General features: G+C 64.3%; 16 protein-coding genes and 1 pseudogene. 10 read left to right on the forward strand and 7 right to left on the reverse strand.

Going from position 1 to position 15,378, the window contains the following annotated elements; all coding sequences use genetic code 11:
• Positions 1–109: 109 nt before the first annotated feature.
• Together NKH22_RS23475 and NKH22_RS23480 are read left to right on the forward strand one after the other, a co-directional pair.
• A complete protein-coding gene (locus NKH22_RS23475; protein ID WP_352911176.1) occupies positions 110–1,174 on the forward strand; it encodes an alpha/beta fold hydrolase in 1,065 nt (354 codons plus the stop codon).
• Between the two features lie 5 nt (positions 1,175–1,179).
• Positions 1,180–1,685, forward strand: a pseudogene (locus NKH22_RS23480) (hypothetical protein).
• On the opposite strand, the gene pyk reads toward NKH22_RS23480, so the two are convergent.
• Positions 1,643–3,088: a pyruvate kinase gene (gene pyk, locus NKH22_RS23485; RefSeq protein WP_023690053.1), complete on the reverse strand. Its 1,446-nt coding sequence runs from the start codon at positions 3,086–3,088 to the stop codon at positions 1,643–1,645. The pseudogene NKH22_RS23480 and the gene pyk overlap by 43 nt on opposite strands.
• Complete coding sequence (locus NKH22_RS23490; RefSeq protein ID WP_023673118.1) at positions 3,085–3,573, reverse strand: DUF1036 domain-containing protein; 489 nt, start codon at positions 3,571–3,573, stop codon at positions 3,085–3,087. Before NKH22_RS23490 ends, pyk begins: the two co-directional genes overlap by 4 nt.
• A gap of 246 nt (positions 3,574–3,819) precedes the next feature.
• Between NKH22_RS23490 and NKH22_RS23495 the strand changes: the two genes are divergently transcribed.
• The 3 genes from NKH22_RS23495 (at position 3,820) to NKH22_RS23505 (ending at position 6,269) form a co-directional block, all read left to right on the forward strand.
• Positions 3,820–4,617 (forward strand): N-formylglutamate amidohydrolase, encoded by a 798-nt coding sequence (locus NKH22_RS23495; RefSeq protein ID WP_023690052.1) that lies wholly within the window; start codon positions 3,820–3,822, stop codon positions 4,615–4,617.
• A 12-nt stretch (positions 4,618–4,629) separates the two neighbouring features.
• Complete coding sequence (locus NKH22_RS23500; protein ID WP_023690051.1) at positions 4,630–4,938, forward strand: DUF1244 domain-containing protein; 309 nt, start codon at positions 4,630–4,632, stop codon at positions 4,936–4,938.
• A 155-nt stretch (positions 4,939–5,093) separates the two neighbouring features.
• Positions 5,094–6,269, forward strand: a complete 1,176-nt coding sequence (locus NKH22_RS23505; protein ID WP_352805339.1) for an MFS transporter — start codon at positions 5,094–5,096, stop codon at positions 6,267–6,269.
• Here NKH22_RS23505 and NKH22_RS23510 read toward each other — a convergent pair.
• On the reverse strand, positions 6,233–7,141 hold the full coding sequence (locus NKH22_RS23510) for a LysR family transcriptional regulator (RefSeq protein WP_352911179.1): 909 nt from the start codon (positions 7,139–7,141) through the stop codon (positions 6,233–6,235). The two genes, NKH22_RS23505 and NKH22_RS23510, sit on opposite strands and share 37 nt — an antisense overlap.
• Before the next feature lie 95 nt (positions 7,142–7,236).
• On the opposite strand from NKH22_RS23510, the gene NKH22_RS23515 reads away from it, so the two are divergent.
• From NKH22_RS23515 to NKH22_RS23535, 5 genes are all read left to right on the forward strand, one after another.
• The gene (locus NKH22_RS23515; RefSeq protein WP_352805345.1) at positions 7,237–8,193 is read left to right on the forward strand and encodes an SDR family oxidoreductase; all 957 of its coding nucleotides are present in this window, start codon (positions 7,237–7,239) and stop codon (positions 8,191–8,193) included.
• Between the two features lie 178 nt (positions 8,194–8,371).
• Entirely contained in the window at positions 8,372–9,232 is an 861-nt protein-coding gene (locus tag NKH22_RS23520; RefSeq protein WP_023693632.1) for an FAD binding domain-containing protein, read from the forward strand.
• Positions 9,232–9,714, forward strand: a complete 483-nt coding sequence (locus tag NKH22_RS23525; protein WP_023684040.1) for a (2Fe-2S)-binding protein — start codon at positions 9,232–9,234, stop codon at positions 9,712–9,714. Before NKH22_RS23520 ends, NKH22_RS23525 begins: the two co-directional genes overlap by 1 nt.
• Positions 9,711–11,975, forward strand: coding sequence for a xanthine dehydrogenase family protein molybdopterin-binding subunit (locus tag NKH22_RS23530; protein WP_352911182.1), 2,265 nt, complete (start codon positions 9,711–9,713; stop codon positions 11,973–11,975). The genes NKH22_RS23525 and NKH22_RS23530 overlap by 4 nt, the downstream gene beginning before the upstream one ends.
• Positions 11,976–11,998: 23 nt before the next feature.
• Positions 11,999–12,244: a MoaD/ThiS family protein gene (locus NKH22_RS23535; RefSeq protein ID WP_023673128.1), complete on the forward strand. Its 246-nt coding sequence runs from the start codon at positions 11,999–12,001 to the stop codon at positions 12,242–12,244.
• 276 nt (positions 12,245–12,520) lie between these two features.
• On the opposite strand, the gene NKH22_RS23540 is transcribed toward NKH22_RS23535, so the two are convergent.
• The 4 genes from NKH22_RS23540 to NKH22_RS23555 form a co-directional block, all read right to left on the reverse strand.
• Positions 12,521–13,363 (reverse strand): hypothetical protein, encoded by an 843-nt coding sequence (locus tag NKH22_RS23540; protein ID WP_352911185.1) that lies wholly within the window; start codon positions 13,361–13,363, stop codon positions 12,521–12,523.
• Positions 13,360–13,752: a phage holin family protein gene (locus NKH22_RS23545; RefSeq protein ID WP_023693628.1), complete on the reverse strand. Its 393-nt coding sequence runs from the start codon at positions 13,750–13,752 to the stop codon at positions 13,360–13,362. Before NKH22_RS23545 ends, NKH22_RS23540 begins: the two co-directional genes overlap by 4 nt.
• Complete coding sequence (locus NKH22_RS23550) at positions 13,749–14,357, reverse strand: hypothetical protein (RefSeq protein WP_023822303.1); 609 nt, start codon at positions 14,355–14,357, stop codon at positions 13,749–13,751. The genes NKH22_RS23545 and NKH22_RS23550 overlap by 4 nt, the downstream gene beginning before the upstream one ends.
• 530 nt (positions 14,358–14,887) lie before the next feature.
• Positions 14,888–15,304, reverse strand: coding sequence for a DOPA 4,5-dioxygenase family protein (locus tag NKH22_RS23555; RefSeq protein WP_155921658.1), 417 nt, complete (start codon positions 15,302–15,304; stop codon positions 14,888–14,890).
• Positions 15,305–15,378: the final 74 nt, after the last annotated feature.

Consider the following 15,378-nt stretch of genomic DNA (forward strand, 5'->3'; position numbering starts at 1 on the left):
CCCTACTCCCTACTCCCTACTCCCTACTCCCTACTCCCTACTCCCTACTCCCTACTCCCTACTCCCTACTCCCTAGAACTTATCCCCCTCCACCCCCGTATCTCCGCGCATGAACCTCATTTACGCCGCCTGTGCTTTGCTCCTCGCGCTCGTCTTTGCCCTGGCCGGTGTCACCCGCGCCGGCACGTGGCTGATCGAGTGGCGGAACCCGCCGGCCGGCGAATTTGCCGACATCGACGCCACCCGCATCCACTATGTCCACGTGCCGGCGCCTCAAAATGCCGAGCTGCCGGCGATCGTCTTCATCCATGGCGCCAGCGCCAACCTCAGGGATCAGATGCTGCCGATCAGGCCTTTGCTCGAAGGCCGCGCCGAGATGGTCTTCCTCGACCGGCCGGGCTTCGGCTGGTCGGCACGCGGCCCCGGCAATGAGAGCCCGTCGGGGCAGGCCGACACCATCGCCAGGCTGATGGACCGTCTCGGCATCCACAAGGCGATCATGGTCGGCCATTCGTTTGGCGGCGTGATCACCGCCGCCTTTGGCCGCGAACACCCGGAGAAGACGCTCGGGCTGGTCTTTCTGTCGCCGGTCAGCCACCCCTGGCCGGGCGGCGCGACCGCCTGGTACTACAAGCTGACCGCCACCCCCATCATCGGCTGGCTGTTCTCGCAGACATTGACCTATCCGGCAGGCACGCTGCAGATGGACGGCGCCACGGCCTGCGTGTTTTCTCCCAACAAGGTGCCGGAAGGCTATGTCGGCAATGCCTCGATTCCGCTGGTGCTGCGTCCCGGCGCTTTCCGCGCCAACGCCATCGATGTCGCCGGCCTCTACGACTATACGCTGAAGGCCGCGCCGCATTACCGCGACATCACAGCGCCGACGATCGTCATCTCGGGCGATCGCGACAAGGTGGTCTATGCCTCGATCCATTCGGTCGGCCTGGTCAGGGACATCCCCGGCGCCGAACTGATCTGGGTCCACAATCTCGGCCACAAGCCGGATTGGATCGCCTCCGACCTCGTCGTCGGCGCGATCGAGAAAGTCGCCGGCAAGGTCGTCGACCTGCAGGCAATGGCAAAAACCGTGGAAGCACGCATCGCCGGCGATGCGTACAATGAGGGGCGATGCCCCGACATCACAGTGCCCGACGCGGAACTGGCCCCGACCTGATCGCAATGTATGTCCTGAAACACGGCGTCAAGAGAAACCCGGAGAAGCGATGGGCGTTGCCGGACCGCATCTTCTTCGGCTATGGCGCGTGCGCCATTCTTGCTGGCGCCTTTCTCGAGCATGCTCCTCTGGAAGGATTCTACGGCGAACGGATCATTCCTGGCGAGGGCTTTCCGGGAACCATATTTACGCGACCAACGGCGTGATCGCGTTCGACTACCACGGCTATTCCGCCCGCGAGCGGCTTTTGGAACACCACAAGAGGGGCTGGGCGTCGCGCAATCCCGGGTGGCACTGCACGATCGCCACGGTCGATTTCGATCTGCTCGACACAGTCGAACTCAACCGGCGAAAGATGCTGGGTCCGGACCAGTACCTGCACCACCCCGTTCCCCGGGCTCGCCGCTTCCTTCGGCGCATCGATCACGCCGAAGGTGCGGCAAGAGCGCAGCGAACTGTGACGAGGTCTCAGCCTATGTTGCGGGTGGCCTGCACGTCCGATCCGACATAGGCGATGCGCAGCATGTTGGTCGAACCCGGCGTCCTCAGCGGCACGCCCGCCGTGATGATGACGCGGTCGCCCGGCTGGCCGAACCCCTCTTCGAAAGCGATGCGGCAGGCGCGATCGACCATGTCGTCGAGGTCGCTGGCGTCGGGCGAGACGACGCAATGCGTGCCCCACAAAAGCGACAGCCGCCGCGCCGTGTTGAGGATCGGCGACAGCGCGATGATCGGCACTTGCGGCCGCTCGCGCGCGGCGCGCAGGCCGGTGGTGCCCGACGCCGTATAGGTGATGATCGCCGACAGTTTCAGCGTCTCGGCAATCTCGCGGGCGGCGAGCGAAATGGCGTCGGCGCCGGTTGCTTCCGGTTCCGAGCGCTGCGCGTTGATGATGCCGGCATAGGTCGGGTCGGTTTCGACCTTGGTGGCGATGCGGTTCATCATCGCCACCGCCTCGACCGGATAGGCGCCGGCAGCGGATTCGGCTGAAAGCATGATGGCGTCGGCGCCCTCGAACACGGCGATCGACACGTCGGAGACCTCGGCGCGGGTCGGCACCGGCGCGGTGATCATCGATTCCAGCATTTGCGTGGCGACCACCACCGGCTTGCCGGCGCGGCGCGCGGCGCGCGTGATCTGCTTCTGGATGCCGGGCACCGCTTCCAGCGGCATTTCCACACCGAGATCGCCGCGGGCGACCATCAGCGCGTCGGAGAGTTCGATGATTTCGGCCAGCCGGGCTACCGCCTGCGGCTTTTCGATCTTGGCCATGATAAGCGCCCGGCCGCGCGCGATCTTGCGGGCTTCCGCCAAATCCTCCGGCCGCTGCACGAACGACAGCGCCACCCAGTCGACGCTTTCCGCCAGCACCGCATCGAGGTCCTTGCGGTCCTTTTCGGTCAGCGCACCGACCGGCAGGTCGGTGTCGGGCAGGCTGACGCCCTTCTTGTCGGAAATGGTGGTGCCGGCGACGACCGCGCAGGTGATCGACTTGCCGTCGCTCTTCACCGCCCTGAGCTCCAGCTTGCCATCGTCGATCAACAGACGGTGGCCGGCCTCGACCGAACTCAGGATTTCGGGATGCGGCAGGTAGACGCGGGTCGACGTGCCGGGCTCGGGATTGTTGTCGAGGGTGAAGGTCTGGCCCGGGGTCAGCACCTCCTTGCCGTTGGCGAACTTGCCGACGCGCAGCTTCGGTCCCTGCAAATCGGCCAGGATGCCGATCGGACGGCCGACCTTTTCCTCGACCGCGCGGATGCGGCCGACCAGCGTGCGCATCAGCTCGTGATCGGTGTGGCTCATATTGATGCGGAAGACATCGGCGCCGGCTTCGAACAGCTTCTGCAGCATCTCCTCGGACGAGGAGGCAGGACCGATGGTGGCGAGGATCTTGACCTTGCGGCTACGTCTCATTGACTGTTTGTTCCCGGGGCGGCTGGAGCGCCTCCCGTTGTGGACTCATCGGTCAGCTGGACCATCCAGCTTGCCTGCTCGCCCGTGTCATATTCCTGGAATCCGGCGCGCTGGAAGCCCCGGGCGACGCAATCGGTAACGCCGGCAATCTTGAATTCTTTTTCGGCCACGCACATGTTGATCGGGCCATCCCAGCGCCCGCCGCGCTCGGCGTCTTCTGCATAAAGATAGTAAAACCTCGATGACAGCGGACCTTCGATCAGCGTCTTGCAGCTCGATCCTTCGATGTGCCACCACCCCTCGGTGATCCAGCCTGCCTTGGCGCGGTAGCCGATGCCGACGCCGACCAGGTTCTGCGTGGCGTTGCAGACGCGGAAATCGGCGCGGGCAGGCGAAGCCGCGACCAGCGCGGTGAGCCCTAGCGTCAGGGTCAGGAGCGGCACGGCAAAGGCGGTGCGCGCACGCGGCCTGCCGGCGGAACCCATCCCGAAACCCCTCAATAACGTCATCTGCATCTCTCAGCGCCCCTTTTCGGAAAAGTCCGGGCGCATGTCAACGCGCCGTTCTGTCCAATTCCAATCGATTTAGAAAGGCCCCCGACACGCGATCTGCCGCGCGTCACAGGATTTTCGCAGAAACCGTGGCCAAACAACGGCATTGCGCAACAGTCCTCTTCGTGGGAATGACGATACCACCCTCCCCGGAAGCCAGCGAACAGACCTTTCCAGCCAATGACCCGATCCACAGTTTTCGCGCCTTTCGATATCGTCGAAGGCGACCGCAAGCGAGGCATCGTGCTTGTCGCCGACCATGCCCGCCGCGACCTGCCGGAGGAGTATGGCAGTCTCGGCTTGCCGGCGGCGGAACTCGATCGCCATATCGCCTACGACATCGGTGTCGAGACGGTGACGCGCGAACTGGCCGCAGCGCTCGACGTGCCGGCGGTGATCGCCAATTTTTCGCGGCTGCTGATCGATCCCAATCGCGGCGAGGACGACCCGACGCTGATCCGCCAGCTCTATGACGGCACTGTCGTGCCGGGAAACTACCCTATGGCACCGGCCGAACGCGAAAGGCGGCTCGACGGCTTCTACCGGCCTTATCAGGACGCGGTCGGCGCCATGATCGCGTCGGTGGCGCACGCCTCAGGCAAAGCGCCGCTCATCTTCTCCGTACACTCCTTCACCCCTGTCATGCAGGGCTTCATCCGCCCTTGGCATGTCGGCATATTGTGGGACCTCGACGACCGCGTGGCGCGGCCGCTGATCGACATGCTGGCGCAGGATAAAAACCTCGTCGTTGGCGACAATGAACCCTATGACGGCGCGTTGCGCGGCGACACCATGTTCAAGCACGCCATCGTCAACGGCTTTGCCCATGCGCTGATCGAGATCCGCCAGGACCTGATATCAGACCGCAAGGGGGCGCTGGCCTGGGCGGAACGGCTGGCGCCGATCGTTGACGCCATCGACCGCCGTCCCGATATACATCAGGTGAAGATGTTCGGCTCGCGCACCGGGCCGCTGTGAGGACCCAAGGCAATGACCGAACTCAGCGATGACCAGAAACGCGATTTCGAGGCCGCGGCCTTCCGCCGGCTGGTCGAGCATCTGCGCGAGCGCAGCGATGTGCAAAACATCGACCTGATGAACCTCGCCGGCTTCTGCCGCAACTGCCTGTCGAACTGGTATCGCGAAGCGGCCGAGGCTGAGGGCGTCGATCTCGGCAAGGATCAGTCGCGCGAAATCGTCTACGGCATGCCCTATGCGCAATGGCAGGCGCTGAACCAGACCGAGGCTTCGGACGCCAAGAAAGCGGAGTTCGAGGCAAGACGGCCGAGGGATCACTGAAGTAGCGCGCGGTTCACAGGATTGACGTCGGCGGGACAGCGCCTAACGGTTTCCCCTTAGATGTGGCCCACAAGCTTTTCGCAGCCAAGCGCTTGACGAGAAATTGAATCGATCTAATTTGCCGCGCAAAGCCATTCCTTGACCGGATTCGGGCCATGAACGCGCAAGACACCATGCAGAGAGCCATTCGCGGGCGATGGGCCGTAGCAGCGATATTCCTCGCCAACGGCTTCCTGACCGGCAGCTGGGCGCCGCAGATTCCGGTGTTCCTGACCCGGCTCGACATCTCGAAATTCACCCTCGGTCTGCTGATCCTTCTGTTCGGCGTCGGCGCGGTCGCGGCCATGAGCTGGTGCGGCCATCTGATCTCCAGGCATGGCTCGCGCACCGTGTTGCGCTGGTTCGGCCTGTGCGGCAGCCTCGGCCTGCTGGTCGTGGCGCTGGCGCCCAACGTCCCGCTGGCGGCGATCGCCATGATCATCTTCGGCGGCTCGATCGGCGGCATGGATGTCGCCATGAACGCCAATGCGGTGGTGGTCGAGCGCCGGCTCTCCCGCGCCATCATGTCGTCGTCGCACGGCTTCTGGAGCCTCGGCGGTTTCGCCGGCGGCGGTCTGGGCGGTTACGCCATCCAGACTTACGGCCACCTCGCCCATGCGGCTGTAGTCACGGTCATTGCTTTTGCCGTCATTGCCGTGGCGGTCGGCTACCTCATCGCCGAGCACAAGCCGCATGCCGCCGAACATCACAAATTTGCGCTGCCGGCCAACCCGCTGGTCTATCTTGTCGGGCTCATGGCGCTGCTGACGATGATTTCCGAGGGCGCCGTGCTCGACTGGGCAGCGCTTTATCTCAGGCAGGAGCTCGGCGCCGACCTCGCCATCGCCGGCCTTGCCTACGCCGCCTTCTCCGGCGTCATGGCTGTCATGCGCTTTTTCGGTGACGGCGTGCGCAACCGCTTCGGCGCGGTGGCCACGCTGCGCGGCTCTGCCGTCGTCGCCGCCGCCGGCATGCTGGTCGCCGGCCTGTCGCCATCGCCCTGGATCGCCATCGCGGCTTTTGCCCTCTGCGGCTTCGGCATCGCCAATATGGTGCCGATCATCTTCTCGGCCGGCGGCAACCAGGAAGGCATGTCGTCGGGCACCGGCATGAGCGTGGTCACCACCATGGGCTATTCCGGTATATTGGTGGCGCCGTCGGCGATCGGCTTCGTCGCCGAGCATTCGAGCTTCGGCCCGATCTTCGTCGCCATGTCGGCGCTGCTGATCGTCGTGCTGTTGATGGCCGGGCTCGCTCACCGCGCCGAATTCGCGGCCGCCCCCGCCGAATAGCGCTTCAGCTCCTCATAGAGGAAATCCGCGACGCGGCGGATGCGCACGCTGGTGCGCACGTCGCGATGCATGGCCAGCCACACCGGCAGGCTGGGCAATGGCAGGCCGGGCAGGAGTTTCTCCAGCAACGGGTCGCTGCCGGCCAGCGGCTCCTGGCCGAGACCGACGCCGTTTCCCGCCCGCAGCGCTTCCCACAGAACGATCTGGTTGTCGGCCCTGAAGCGGAAGCTGCTCCGGGTGACGGGGATGCCGGCCTGGGTAAAGCCCCGGATCATCTCGTCGCTGCGGTCGAAGCCGATCAGCGGATGGTCGAGAAGGTCGGCGGGCTTGAGCGGGCGGCCGTGCCTGTCGAGATAGGATTTCGCCGCGCAGCAGCAGAGTTTGATATCGCAGACCTTGCGCGCCGTCAGCTCGTTCTGCGCCGGCTTGACCATGCGGATGGCGATATCGGCATCCCTTCGCAGCAGGTTCTCGACCTGGTTCGAGGCGACGATCTCGACCTCGATGCCGGGCTCCTCGATGCCGAGCCGCGCCGTCATCCTCGGCAGCACATAGGCCGCCACCACCTCGCTGGCCGCAATGCGCACCGTGCCTTCGATCGCCTCGACCGAGCCCAATGCCAATAGTGAGAACGCGCTCGCCTGCTCGCTCACGGCCTTGCCGCGTTCGAACAGCGTGGCGCCTGCTTCCGTCAGCGCATAGCCGCGCCGCCCGCGCCGGAACAAGGTGACGCCCAACGCCTGTTCGAGCTCACCGATGTGACGCCCGAGCGTCGGTTGGCTGGCCGACAGTTTGCGCGCCGCGGCCGACAGGCTGCCGGTCTCCGCCACGGTGACGAAACTCTTGATCAGGTTCCAGTCGATGTCTTTCATTCATTTATGAATAACAAATCTGCATCCATAGTCAATTTTCATTCGCGTATGAACGCATCATATTCACCGTGCAAACACAGACACGGAGAAGAAAAATGACCAAGATCGCAATTCTAGGCGCCAATGGCCGGCTCGGCCGCGTGGTTGGCAAAGCCTTCATCGACGCCGGCTTCGATGTCCGCGCCGTCACCCGCACCGGCAAGGTCCCGGCCGAACTCAAGGGCGCCACCGCCGTCGCCGGCGATGCGCTCGACCGCGAGGCGCTGATCCGCGCCACGCAGGGTGTCGACATCATCTTCAACGGTCTCAACCCGATCTACACCGATTGGAGCAAATGCCTGCCGATGGCGGAGAACGTCATGGCCGCCTGCCATGCCAATGGCGCGCTGCATCTCTTCCCCGGCACTGTCTACAATTACGGCTCGCCGATGCCTCAACTCGTCACCGAAGACACGCCGTTCCGCCCGACGACCGAGAAGGGCCGCATCCGCTGCGCCATGGAAGCGCTGTTTCGCCGCGAGGCCGATGCCGGCCGCGTCCGCACCATCATCCTGCGCGCCGGCGATTTCTTCGGCGGCACCGGCAGCGGATCATGGTTCGACCTCGTCGTCACCGCCAAGATGAGCAACGGTGTCTACACCGCGCCCGGCCCTGCCAACCTCGTGCATGAATGGGCCTATTTGCCGGACTTCGCCATCGGCTTCGTCGGCCTGGCGCGTAATCAGGGCAAGCTCGGCTTCTTTGAGGCGCTCAACTTCCCCGGCCACGCCGTCACCGACATGGACATAAAGGCCGCGGCCGAGAAAGCGTTGGGACATCCGCTGAAGCTGACCTTCATGCCTTGGTGGGTGCTGCGCGCCGGCAGCCCGTTCGTGGCGATGTGGCGCGAGATCGTCTCGATGTCCTATCTGCGCTTCGAACCGCACCGGCTCGTGTCCGACCGGCTGGAAGGCATCATCGGCGAAGTCCCGCACACGCCGCTGGACGAGGCCGTGGCCGAGGCATTGAAGGACATCGGCATCAGCCTCGACAATGCAAAAGACGCCGCTTGAATGCATGTCGGCCAGAAGTGTGCGCGGTTCTGGGACAGCGACATGCATCAAAACAAAGACTTTAGACAAAAATCTCTCTCGCAGTGCTGGCCCAATCGCTGGAAATCAGCAACCGGATGGTCATTATGAGGAGACTGTTTATAACGGTCGGCGAGATCACCATCACCAAGGGGAGACGATGCGTTACATACGTCCGCTTTCAATCGAAGACGCCGTTGGCCTGCTGGCCGACGCTTCCGGCACATCAGCCATTCTCGCTGGAGGCAGTGACCTCCTCGTTCGGATGAAGGGCGGGTTTGTCGATCCCGACCTGATCGTCGACATCAAGGCGATCGAGGGCTTGAGCGAGATCAGGGAGACGGCCGACGGCTTCAGCATCGGCGCGACCGTCCCCTGCGCCGTCCTGGGCGAGAGCTCGGTTCTGAAGAAGGCCTGGCCCGGTGTCGTCGAAGCGTCGAAGCTGATCGGCTCGAAACAGGTCCAGGGCCGCTGCACCATCGTTGGCAATCTGTGCAACGCCTCGCCGGCCGCCGACAGCGTCCCGGCCTTGGTGGCCGCCGCCGCAAAGGCCGTGGTTGCCGGTCCCTCGGGCAAGCGCACCATTCCGGTCGAGGCTGTGCCGATCGGGCCTGGCAAGACCTCGCTCACCAAGGGTGAGATCGTCGAGGCGATCCTGCTCGACAAGCGCGCGCCGCGTTCGGGCGACGCCTATCTCAGATTCATTCCGCGCACCGAGATGGACATCGCGGTGGTGAGCGCCGGCGTGAACCTGACGCTCGACGAGCATGGTGTCATAACAGCCGCCCGCGTCGCGCTGGGCGCCGCGGCCCCGACCGTGCTTCTGGTGGAAGAAGCAGCCGAGGCACTCATCGGCAGGAAGCTGGACGAGGCGGCACTTGAGCGGCTCGCCAAGATCTGCGCTGGGGCCTGCCGCCCCATCGACGACAAGCGCGGTACCATCGAGTTCAGACGAAAAGTTGCGGGCGTGCTGGCCGGACGGGCCGCGACGACCGCCTACGCACGCGCAGGAGGCAAATGATGGCCGGTGTAGCAGTTTCAACGACAATCAACGGCGATCACGTCGAATACCTTTGCCAGCCCGACGAGACGTTGCTCGACGTCCTGCGCGATCGGCTCGGCCTGACCGGCGCCAAGGAAGGCTGCGGCACGGGCGACTGCGGCGCCTGCTCGATCATTCTCGACAATCGGCTGGTCTGCTCCTGCCTTGTGCTTGGCGCTGAAGCCGAAGGCCGGCATATCGAGACCGTCGAAGGCATGGCGCATGGCGATCAGTTGCATCCGCTGCAGCAGAAATTCCTCGAACACGCAGCCTTGCAATGCGGCATCTGCACGCCGGGCTTCCTGATCGCGGCGAAGGACCTCCTGGCCAAGAACCCCGATCCGACCGAGGAAGAAATCCGCTTCGGCCTCGCCGGAAACCTCTGCCGCTGCACCGGCTACGACAAGATCGTGCGCGCGGTGCAGGATGCGGCCAACGTGATGAAGGGAGCACACGCATGAACTTCGATCCACGCTTTTCGGGCCGCAAATTCTCATCCGTCGGCACGCGGCCTATCCGTCCCGACGGCGTCGACAAGGTGACCGGACGCGCCCGCTACGGCGCCGACTTCAACATGGCTGGACAGCTGGTCGGGCGTGTTCTGCGCAGCCCGCACGCCCACGCGAAAATCCTCAAGATCGACACCTCGAAGGCGGAAAAGCTCCCCGGCGTGAAAGCGGTGATCACCGCCGCCGACCTGCCCGACCTCACCGATGGCGATGCCGCCATGTATGACGTCCTCGACAATTGCATGGCGCGCGGCAAGGCGCTCTATGACGGCCACGCGGTGGCCGCGGTCGCGGCCGTCGATGCCCGCACGGCAAGGCAGGCGCTGAAGCTGATCGAGGTCGAGTACGAGCTGTTGCCGCATGTCACCGATGTCGACGAGGCGATGAAGCACACCGCGCCGTTGATCAACGACACGATCTTCACCGAGGGTCTCGAGGAAAAGCCGGCAAAGCCGTCCAACGTCACCAAGCGCAGCCAGTTTGGCCATGGCGATGTCCATCAAGGCTTTGGCCACGCCGATGTCATCGTCGAGCGCTCCTTCAAGACCGAGCAGACGCACCAGGGCTATATCGAGCCGCATGCCTGCGTGGCGAGCGTCTCGTCCGACGGCACCGCCGACCTATGGGTCTGCACGCAGGGCCATTTCGTCTACCGCCAGCATTGCGCGCAACTGCTCGGGCTGGAAGCCTCCAAGCTGCGCGTCACCTCGTCTGAAATCGGCGGCGGCTTCGGCGGCAAGACCCACGTCTGGGCCGAACCGGTGGCGCTGGCGCTGTCGCGCAAGGCCGGTCGGCCGGTGAAGCTCGTCATGACTCGCGACGAGGTGTTCCGCGCCTCGGGTCCGACCAGCGCCACCTCGATCGACGTCAAGATCGGCGCCCGCAAGGACGGCACCATCACCGCCGCCGAAGCGACACTGCGCTACACCAGCGGCCCCTATGCCGGCGCCTGGGCCGAGATCGGCGCCATGACAGCCTTCGCCTGCTACAAGCTCGACAACGTCCAGACGGTCGGCTTCGAAGTGCTGGTCAACCGGCCGAAGACCGCGGCCTATCGCGCGCCATCCGCCCCTATGGCGGCGTTCGCGGTGGAAAGTGCAGTCGACGAGTTGGCCAAGGAGCTCGGCATGGACCCGGTCGAGTTCCGCATCAAGAACGCCGCGCAGGAAGGCACCCGCTCCTCCTACGGTCCGGTCTACGGCCCGATCGGCATCGGCCCGACGCTGGAGGCGGCCAAGCACCATCCGCACATGAAGGCCCCGCTGGGCAAGAACCAGGGCCGCGGCATGGCCTGCGGCTTCTGGTTCAACTTCGGTGGCCAGACCTGCGTGGACCTGAACATCGGCATGGACGGCTCGGTGTCGCTGGCCGTCGGCACGGTGGATGTCGGTGGTTCGCGCGCGTCGCTGTCGCTGGTGGCGGCGGAGGAGCTGGGCATCGACTATGCCCAGCTCAAGGCGGTGGTCGCCGACACGTCCTCGCTCGGCTACAACGACATGACCGACGGCAGCCGCGGCACCTTCTCGTCCTCGATGGCGACCATCTCGGCCGCCCGCAACGCGATCAAGATCCTGCGTGAGCGCGCCGCCCAGACGTGGGACATCCCCGTCGACGACGTGGTCTGGGAAAACGGCCACGCCATCGCCAAGGGCGAGAAATACGGCAACCTTGCAGCCCTGTCGCTGAAGGAGATCGCCGCCGCTTCCGGCAAGACCGGCGGGCCGATCGCCGGCCACAGCGAGCTCGTCGCCGACGGCGCCGGCGTCTCCTTCGCCACCCATATATGCGACATCGAGGTCGACCCCGATACCGGCTCGACCAGGGTGATCCGCTACACGGTGATCCAGGATGCCGGCAAGGCGGTGCACCCCACCTATGTCGAGGGCCAGTACCAGGGCGGCGCCGCGCAAGGCATCGGCTGGGCGCTCAACGAGGAGTATATCTACGGCAAGGACGGGCGCCTCCAGAATGCCGGCTTCCTCGACTACCGCATCCCGGTCTGCTCCGACCTGCCGATGATCGACACCGAGATCCTCGAGATCCCCAACCCCAACCACCCCTATGGCGTGCGCGGCGTCGGCGAAACCTCGATCGTGCCGCCGCTGGCGGCGATCGCCAACGCCGTCTCCAACGCCGCCGGCGTGCGCATGACCCACATCCCGATGTCGCCGCCACGGGTTCTCGCCGCGATCGAGGCGGAACGGGGAGGCTGAGGCCAAATGAGGTTCTTGCCCTAATGGTCGAGGTCACGCTCTGGGGCGCGCTGGGCCAGCTCGCCGGCGGCCAGAGCAAGATCGAGGTCGAGGCCAAGGACATAAGGGAGCTGTTCAGGAAGCTGGCTGAACAGTATCCCGGCATCGAGCCGTGGATCGAGAAGGGCATTGCGGTGGCCATCGACGGGACCATCTATCGCGATACGTGGTCGAAGGAACTGCCGCCGGGGGCGGAGATTTTTCTGCTGCCGCGGCTGGCTGGGGGGTGACGGGGGGTGTCGCCCTACGTCCCAGAGCGGACCGGCATCCTCGGTCTGCGAACTTCAAGTGCAATGTCGGTCCTCGCCTAGATGCCAGTTTTGCTGACCGCGTCTTATCGGCGGCGGGTTGGCCAACAATCCAGAGAACCTGATCCGCTGGATTACTATCGGCAAGGGACATCAGTCCGCACACGGCTCTGAAGTGACTCGAGCGGGTCACCGTTTGACGGACAACACCGGTCCCTTTCTGGAGAGGCCGGCTATCGTTGATCCAGGATCATCAAGCTAGGTTTGGCGCTGAGACGTATCGGAAATTCGTTCGCGCACGGCATGCTCGGTCTTGTCTGCTGTGGACTTCACGATCTCGCCGAGCTGATCGGCTATCGTGTCTGCTTCCATATCTTGCCGGCCAGCTTCCTGCTTGATGGTCTCATAGGCGTCGGCGGCGACCTGCTTGGCCTCATCGAGGCCCCTGTCGAGCAAAGTTTCGGCGGAATCGCGAAGCTTGTCGCCATAGGCGCCTAGTTGCTCGTCCTCCGTTGCGGTATGGGGCAGCATTGCACCTATAGCGGCGCCGATGGCGAGACCGACGGCCGCTACGGCCAAGGGTTGATCCTCCAACAGATCTTGCGCGGAGCGGCTGGCTTTCGCCGCCATGTCCCCAGTCGTCGAGCTTGCATTGGCAGCGCTTCCCGTCAGACTCGCCGCAGCGGCTCTTGCGGTGCTCGATATGGTGTCGCCGGCGCTGGCAGCGCTCGAGGAGAGCGATTCCGCGGCATCGGAGAGCGTGCCGCCCAAGCCGCCGCGCTCCCCTGCTACATCATGTTGTCCCGGCGCTGAAGGCAATCGGTAGTCATCCGAACGTTGGGTGGTGTTTGAGGTACCGCTGCCGAACATCAGCCAGGCCAGACCTGCGCCCACCATGGTGACCGGCAAAGGATTGTCTCGGACCTGCGTTCTGAGATTGCTGAGCATGGCCGCGCTCTCCCCTCCCGAGAACAGCCCGGTGAACTCATCCAGCAATTGTCCAGGCGTCATCTTGCCTCGAATGGATTCGGCGGTCTCCATCACCCGAGCGCGAGCCGCCTCGGCCTCGCGTTCAAGTTCGGCTGCGGATTTCTCGTTCATCTCACCTGTTCCTTAATCGCGCTCGCGTCGCGCTTGAGCTGTCCCTGGGTCCGGTCGGGGGTAAGTTCCGAAGGCGCCATGCTGGCCGTCCCGGTCCGCAGCAGGATGACGCCGAGGACCGCCACGACCACACCGACCAGCAGGGAAGACCACCCCGCGCCAAGCCCTGCCCGCGTCAGTGCGATAATGAGCGCCTGCAGCAACACCAAGAGCGCGGCGAGCAGGCAAATCGCGCCGCCCAGCACTTCCGCGGCACCTGCTCCGGCTTTGGTAAGCTTTTCAGAGAGCTCGGCCCGAAACAGCCTCGCCTCGGTTTGCACCAGAGTGGTGACATTCTGGGCCAAATCGGTGACTAGCCCGGCAAGGCTGGGATTGTCCTGGTTATTCATCTGTCCTGCTCCGCGATCTGCGTGGCGCCATCATCGCCGACCACGCCAAAATCTTGTGGACGATCAGCGGACCAACCCTGTGGCTGATCGGTGTGTGATCTGAGGCCTCCCGGAGCGGCCTCAGAATCGGGCCTTGCCGACGGAGAAGCCTTGATGAACCGCCCGAGAGCCAATCCGGCCAACACCGATCCCGCAAGCAGGACACCGGGATTTTGCCGGCCGAAGGACTGCACGTCATCAAGGACTTGGCTAAAGGGCTTCTGTTTCAAGGACGATGAAAGCCGCTCAAGGCCACTGGCAGCATCCAAAGCGAATTTCGATGCGTTCCTTTCATCGTTGCTGGCAAGGTGATCGCTGGCCGCTCGCAGTGCACCACCCAACGCCGCCAAGCTCGATCCGATGTCGCGCTGCGCCTCCTCCGCCTTGTCGGAGATGACCTGCGTGGCTTCAGATGCATAGTCGCCAGCCTTACGGGTCACCTCGTCCCGCGCGTCGTGAAGCAACTCGCTGGCACGCTCATTTTCCTGGCGAAGTCTGTCGGAGACGTCGCTTTTCGCCTTGTCGAAATCGGTGGGCTGTCCGCCCTGATCGTTCTCATGCTGCATGAGGCCACCTAGTGAAAACCGAGGAAGGAGAGGACCGCGAGCACGACAACGATAAGGCCGATAAGATAGATGACACTGTTCATGTGCACGTCCTCCGTAGCTTTCCAACTTCGACGAACCTGCGATGTTCCGTAAGTGAGAGCATTTATCTCAGCCGAAACGAAGAGCTTCGTCAGGCACGCACCCAGTCACCAGTGAGTTGCCCTGTCCCTCGTGCGGAGCGCCAGTTGCTCCGTACGAACGGGCGCGCCCGACCCTGCGGGAACGAGTGCCGGCTGCCTCCTCTATTGCAATCTTTGCCTATTCGGCGACCCCGCCTCGGCGTACCGGCGACCAAGGAGAACTCTCCCTTGCCATCAATTGATGGTCCATCGCTCCAACGGCCCCGCGCTGGTTCGGCACCTTCGACGAAGCAATGATGAAGGCATAGGATACGGCTTGAGGCGCAAAGCGGCCTGTCATGCATGCCTGAGCTAGGCTACTGGCGAACGCGTCTCCAAGGCCAAGTCTCTACTTTGCAGAACGCCTCCCTACGCCCCCAGCGTCGGCTCCGTGTTCACCTCCAGCGCCTCTTCCGCTTCATCCTCTTCACCCAGCACCTCGCCATGAACCCCCAGCGGCCGCCCGATCCAGATCGGATCGACCAGATGGTCGCGCTTGGGGTTGGTGGTGTTGGGGTGGATGAGGATGCTGAGGCCGCCATGGTTCAGCATCAGCCAGGGAACCAGCGATGCGAAGATCTCGGTGGCGAAGGAGACCTGGTACATGGCCTGCTCGTGCGGGCCGACCGGCTCGTCGCGCCAGTTGCCCAGTCGCACGCGGAAGCGTTCGCCGATGCGCAGACGCAGCCATTCGGCCTGCTGCCGTTCGGCTTGCCCGTCATAGTAGATGTGGGCGTGATAGCTGGCGATCTCGGCGAGCGGCCTGGGCGGGCTGGCGGTGTTCACCTTGATGGCTCCCTCGCTGATTGTCGTGCCGGCAGCGTATACGCAAGGGTGCGGGGTGGCCAAGGGGGCACAGC

Origin of the sequence: Mesorhizobium sp. M1252, assembly GCF_040318265.1 — a bacterium.
Classification (GTDB): Bacteria; Pseudomonadota; Alphaproteobacteria; order Rhizobiales; family Rhizobiaceae; genus Mesorhizobium.

Coding starts and splice junctions, on each gene's coding strand:
- NKH22_RS23475 (WP_352911176.1), top strand. CDS start 110: ATGAACCTCATTTACGCCGCCTGTGCTTTGCTCCTCGCGCTCGTCTTT.
- pyk (WP_023690053.1), bottom strand. CDS start 3,088: ATGAGACGTAGCCGCAAGGTCAAGATCCTCGCCACCATCGGTCCTGCC.
- NKH22_RS23490 (WP_023673118.1), bottom strand. CDS start 3,573: ATGGGTTCCGCCGGCAGGCCGCGTGCGCGCACCGCCTTTGCCGTGCCG.
- NKH22_RS23495 (WP_023690052.1), top strand. CDS start 3,820: ATGACCCGATCCACAGTTTTCGCGCCTTTCGATATCGTCGAAGGCGAC.
- NKH22_RS23500 (WP_023690051.1), top strand. CDS start 4,630: ATGACCGAACTCAGCGATGACCAGAAACGCGATTTCGAGGCCGCGGCC.
- NKH22_RS23505 (WP_352805339.1), top strand. CDS start 5,094: ATGAACGCGCAAGACACCATGCAGAGAGCCATTCGCGGGCGATGGGCC.
- NKH22_RS23510 (WP_352911179.1), bottom strand. CDS start 7,141: ATGAAAGACATCGACTGGAACCTGATCAAGAGTTTCGTCACCGTGGCG.
- NKH22_RS23515 (WP_352805345.1), top strand. CDS start 7,237: ATGACCAAGATCGCAATTCTAGGCGCCAATGGCCGGCTCGGCCGCGTG.
- NKH22_RS23520 (WP_023693632.1), top strand. CDS start 8,372: ATGCGTTACATACGTCCGCTTTCAATCGAAGACGCCGTTGGCCTGCTG.
- NKH22_RS23525 (WP_023684040.1), top strand. CDS start 9,232: ATGGCCGGTGTAGCAGTTTCAACGACAATCAACGGCGATCACGTCGAA.
- NKH22_RS23530 (WP_352911182.1), top strand. CDS start 9,711: ATGAACTTCGATCCACGCTTTTCGGGCCGCAAATTCTCATCCGTCGGC.
- NKH22_RS23535 (WP_023673128.1), top strand. CDS start 11,999: ATGGTCGAGGTCACGCTCTGGGGCGCGCTGGGCCAGCTCGCCGGCGGC.
- NKH22_RS23540 (WP_352911185.1), bottom strand. CDS start 13,363: ATGAACGAGAAATCCGCAGCCGAACTTGAACGCGAGGCCGAGGCGGCT.
- NKH22_RS23545 (WP_023693628.1), bottom strand. CDS start 13,752: ATGAATAACCAGGACAATCCCAGCCTTGCCGGGCTAGTCACCGATTTG.
- NKH22_RS23550 (WP_023822303.1), bottom strand. CDS start 14,357: ATGCAGCATGAGAACGATCAGGGCGGACAGCCCACCGATTTCGACAAG.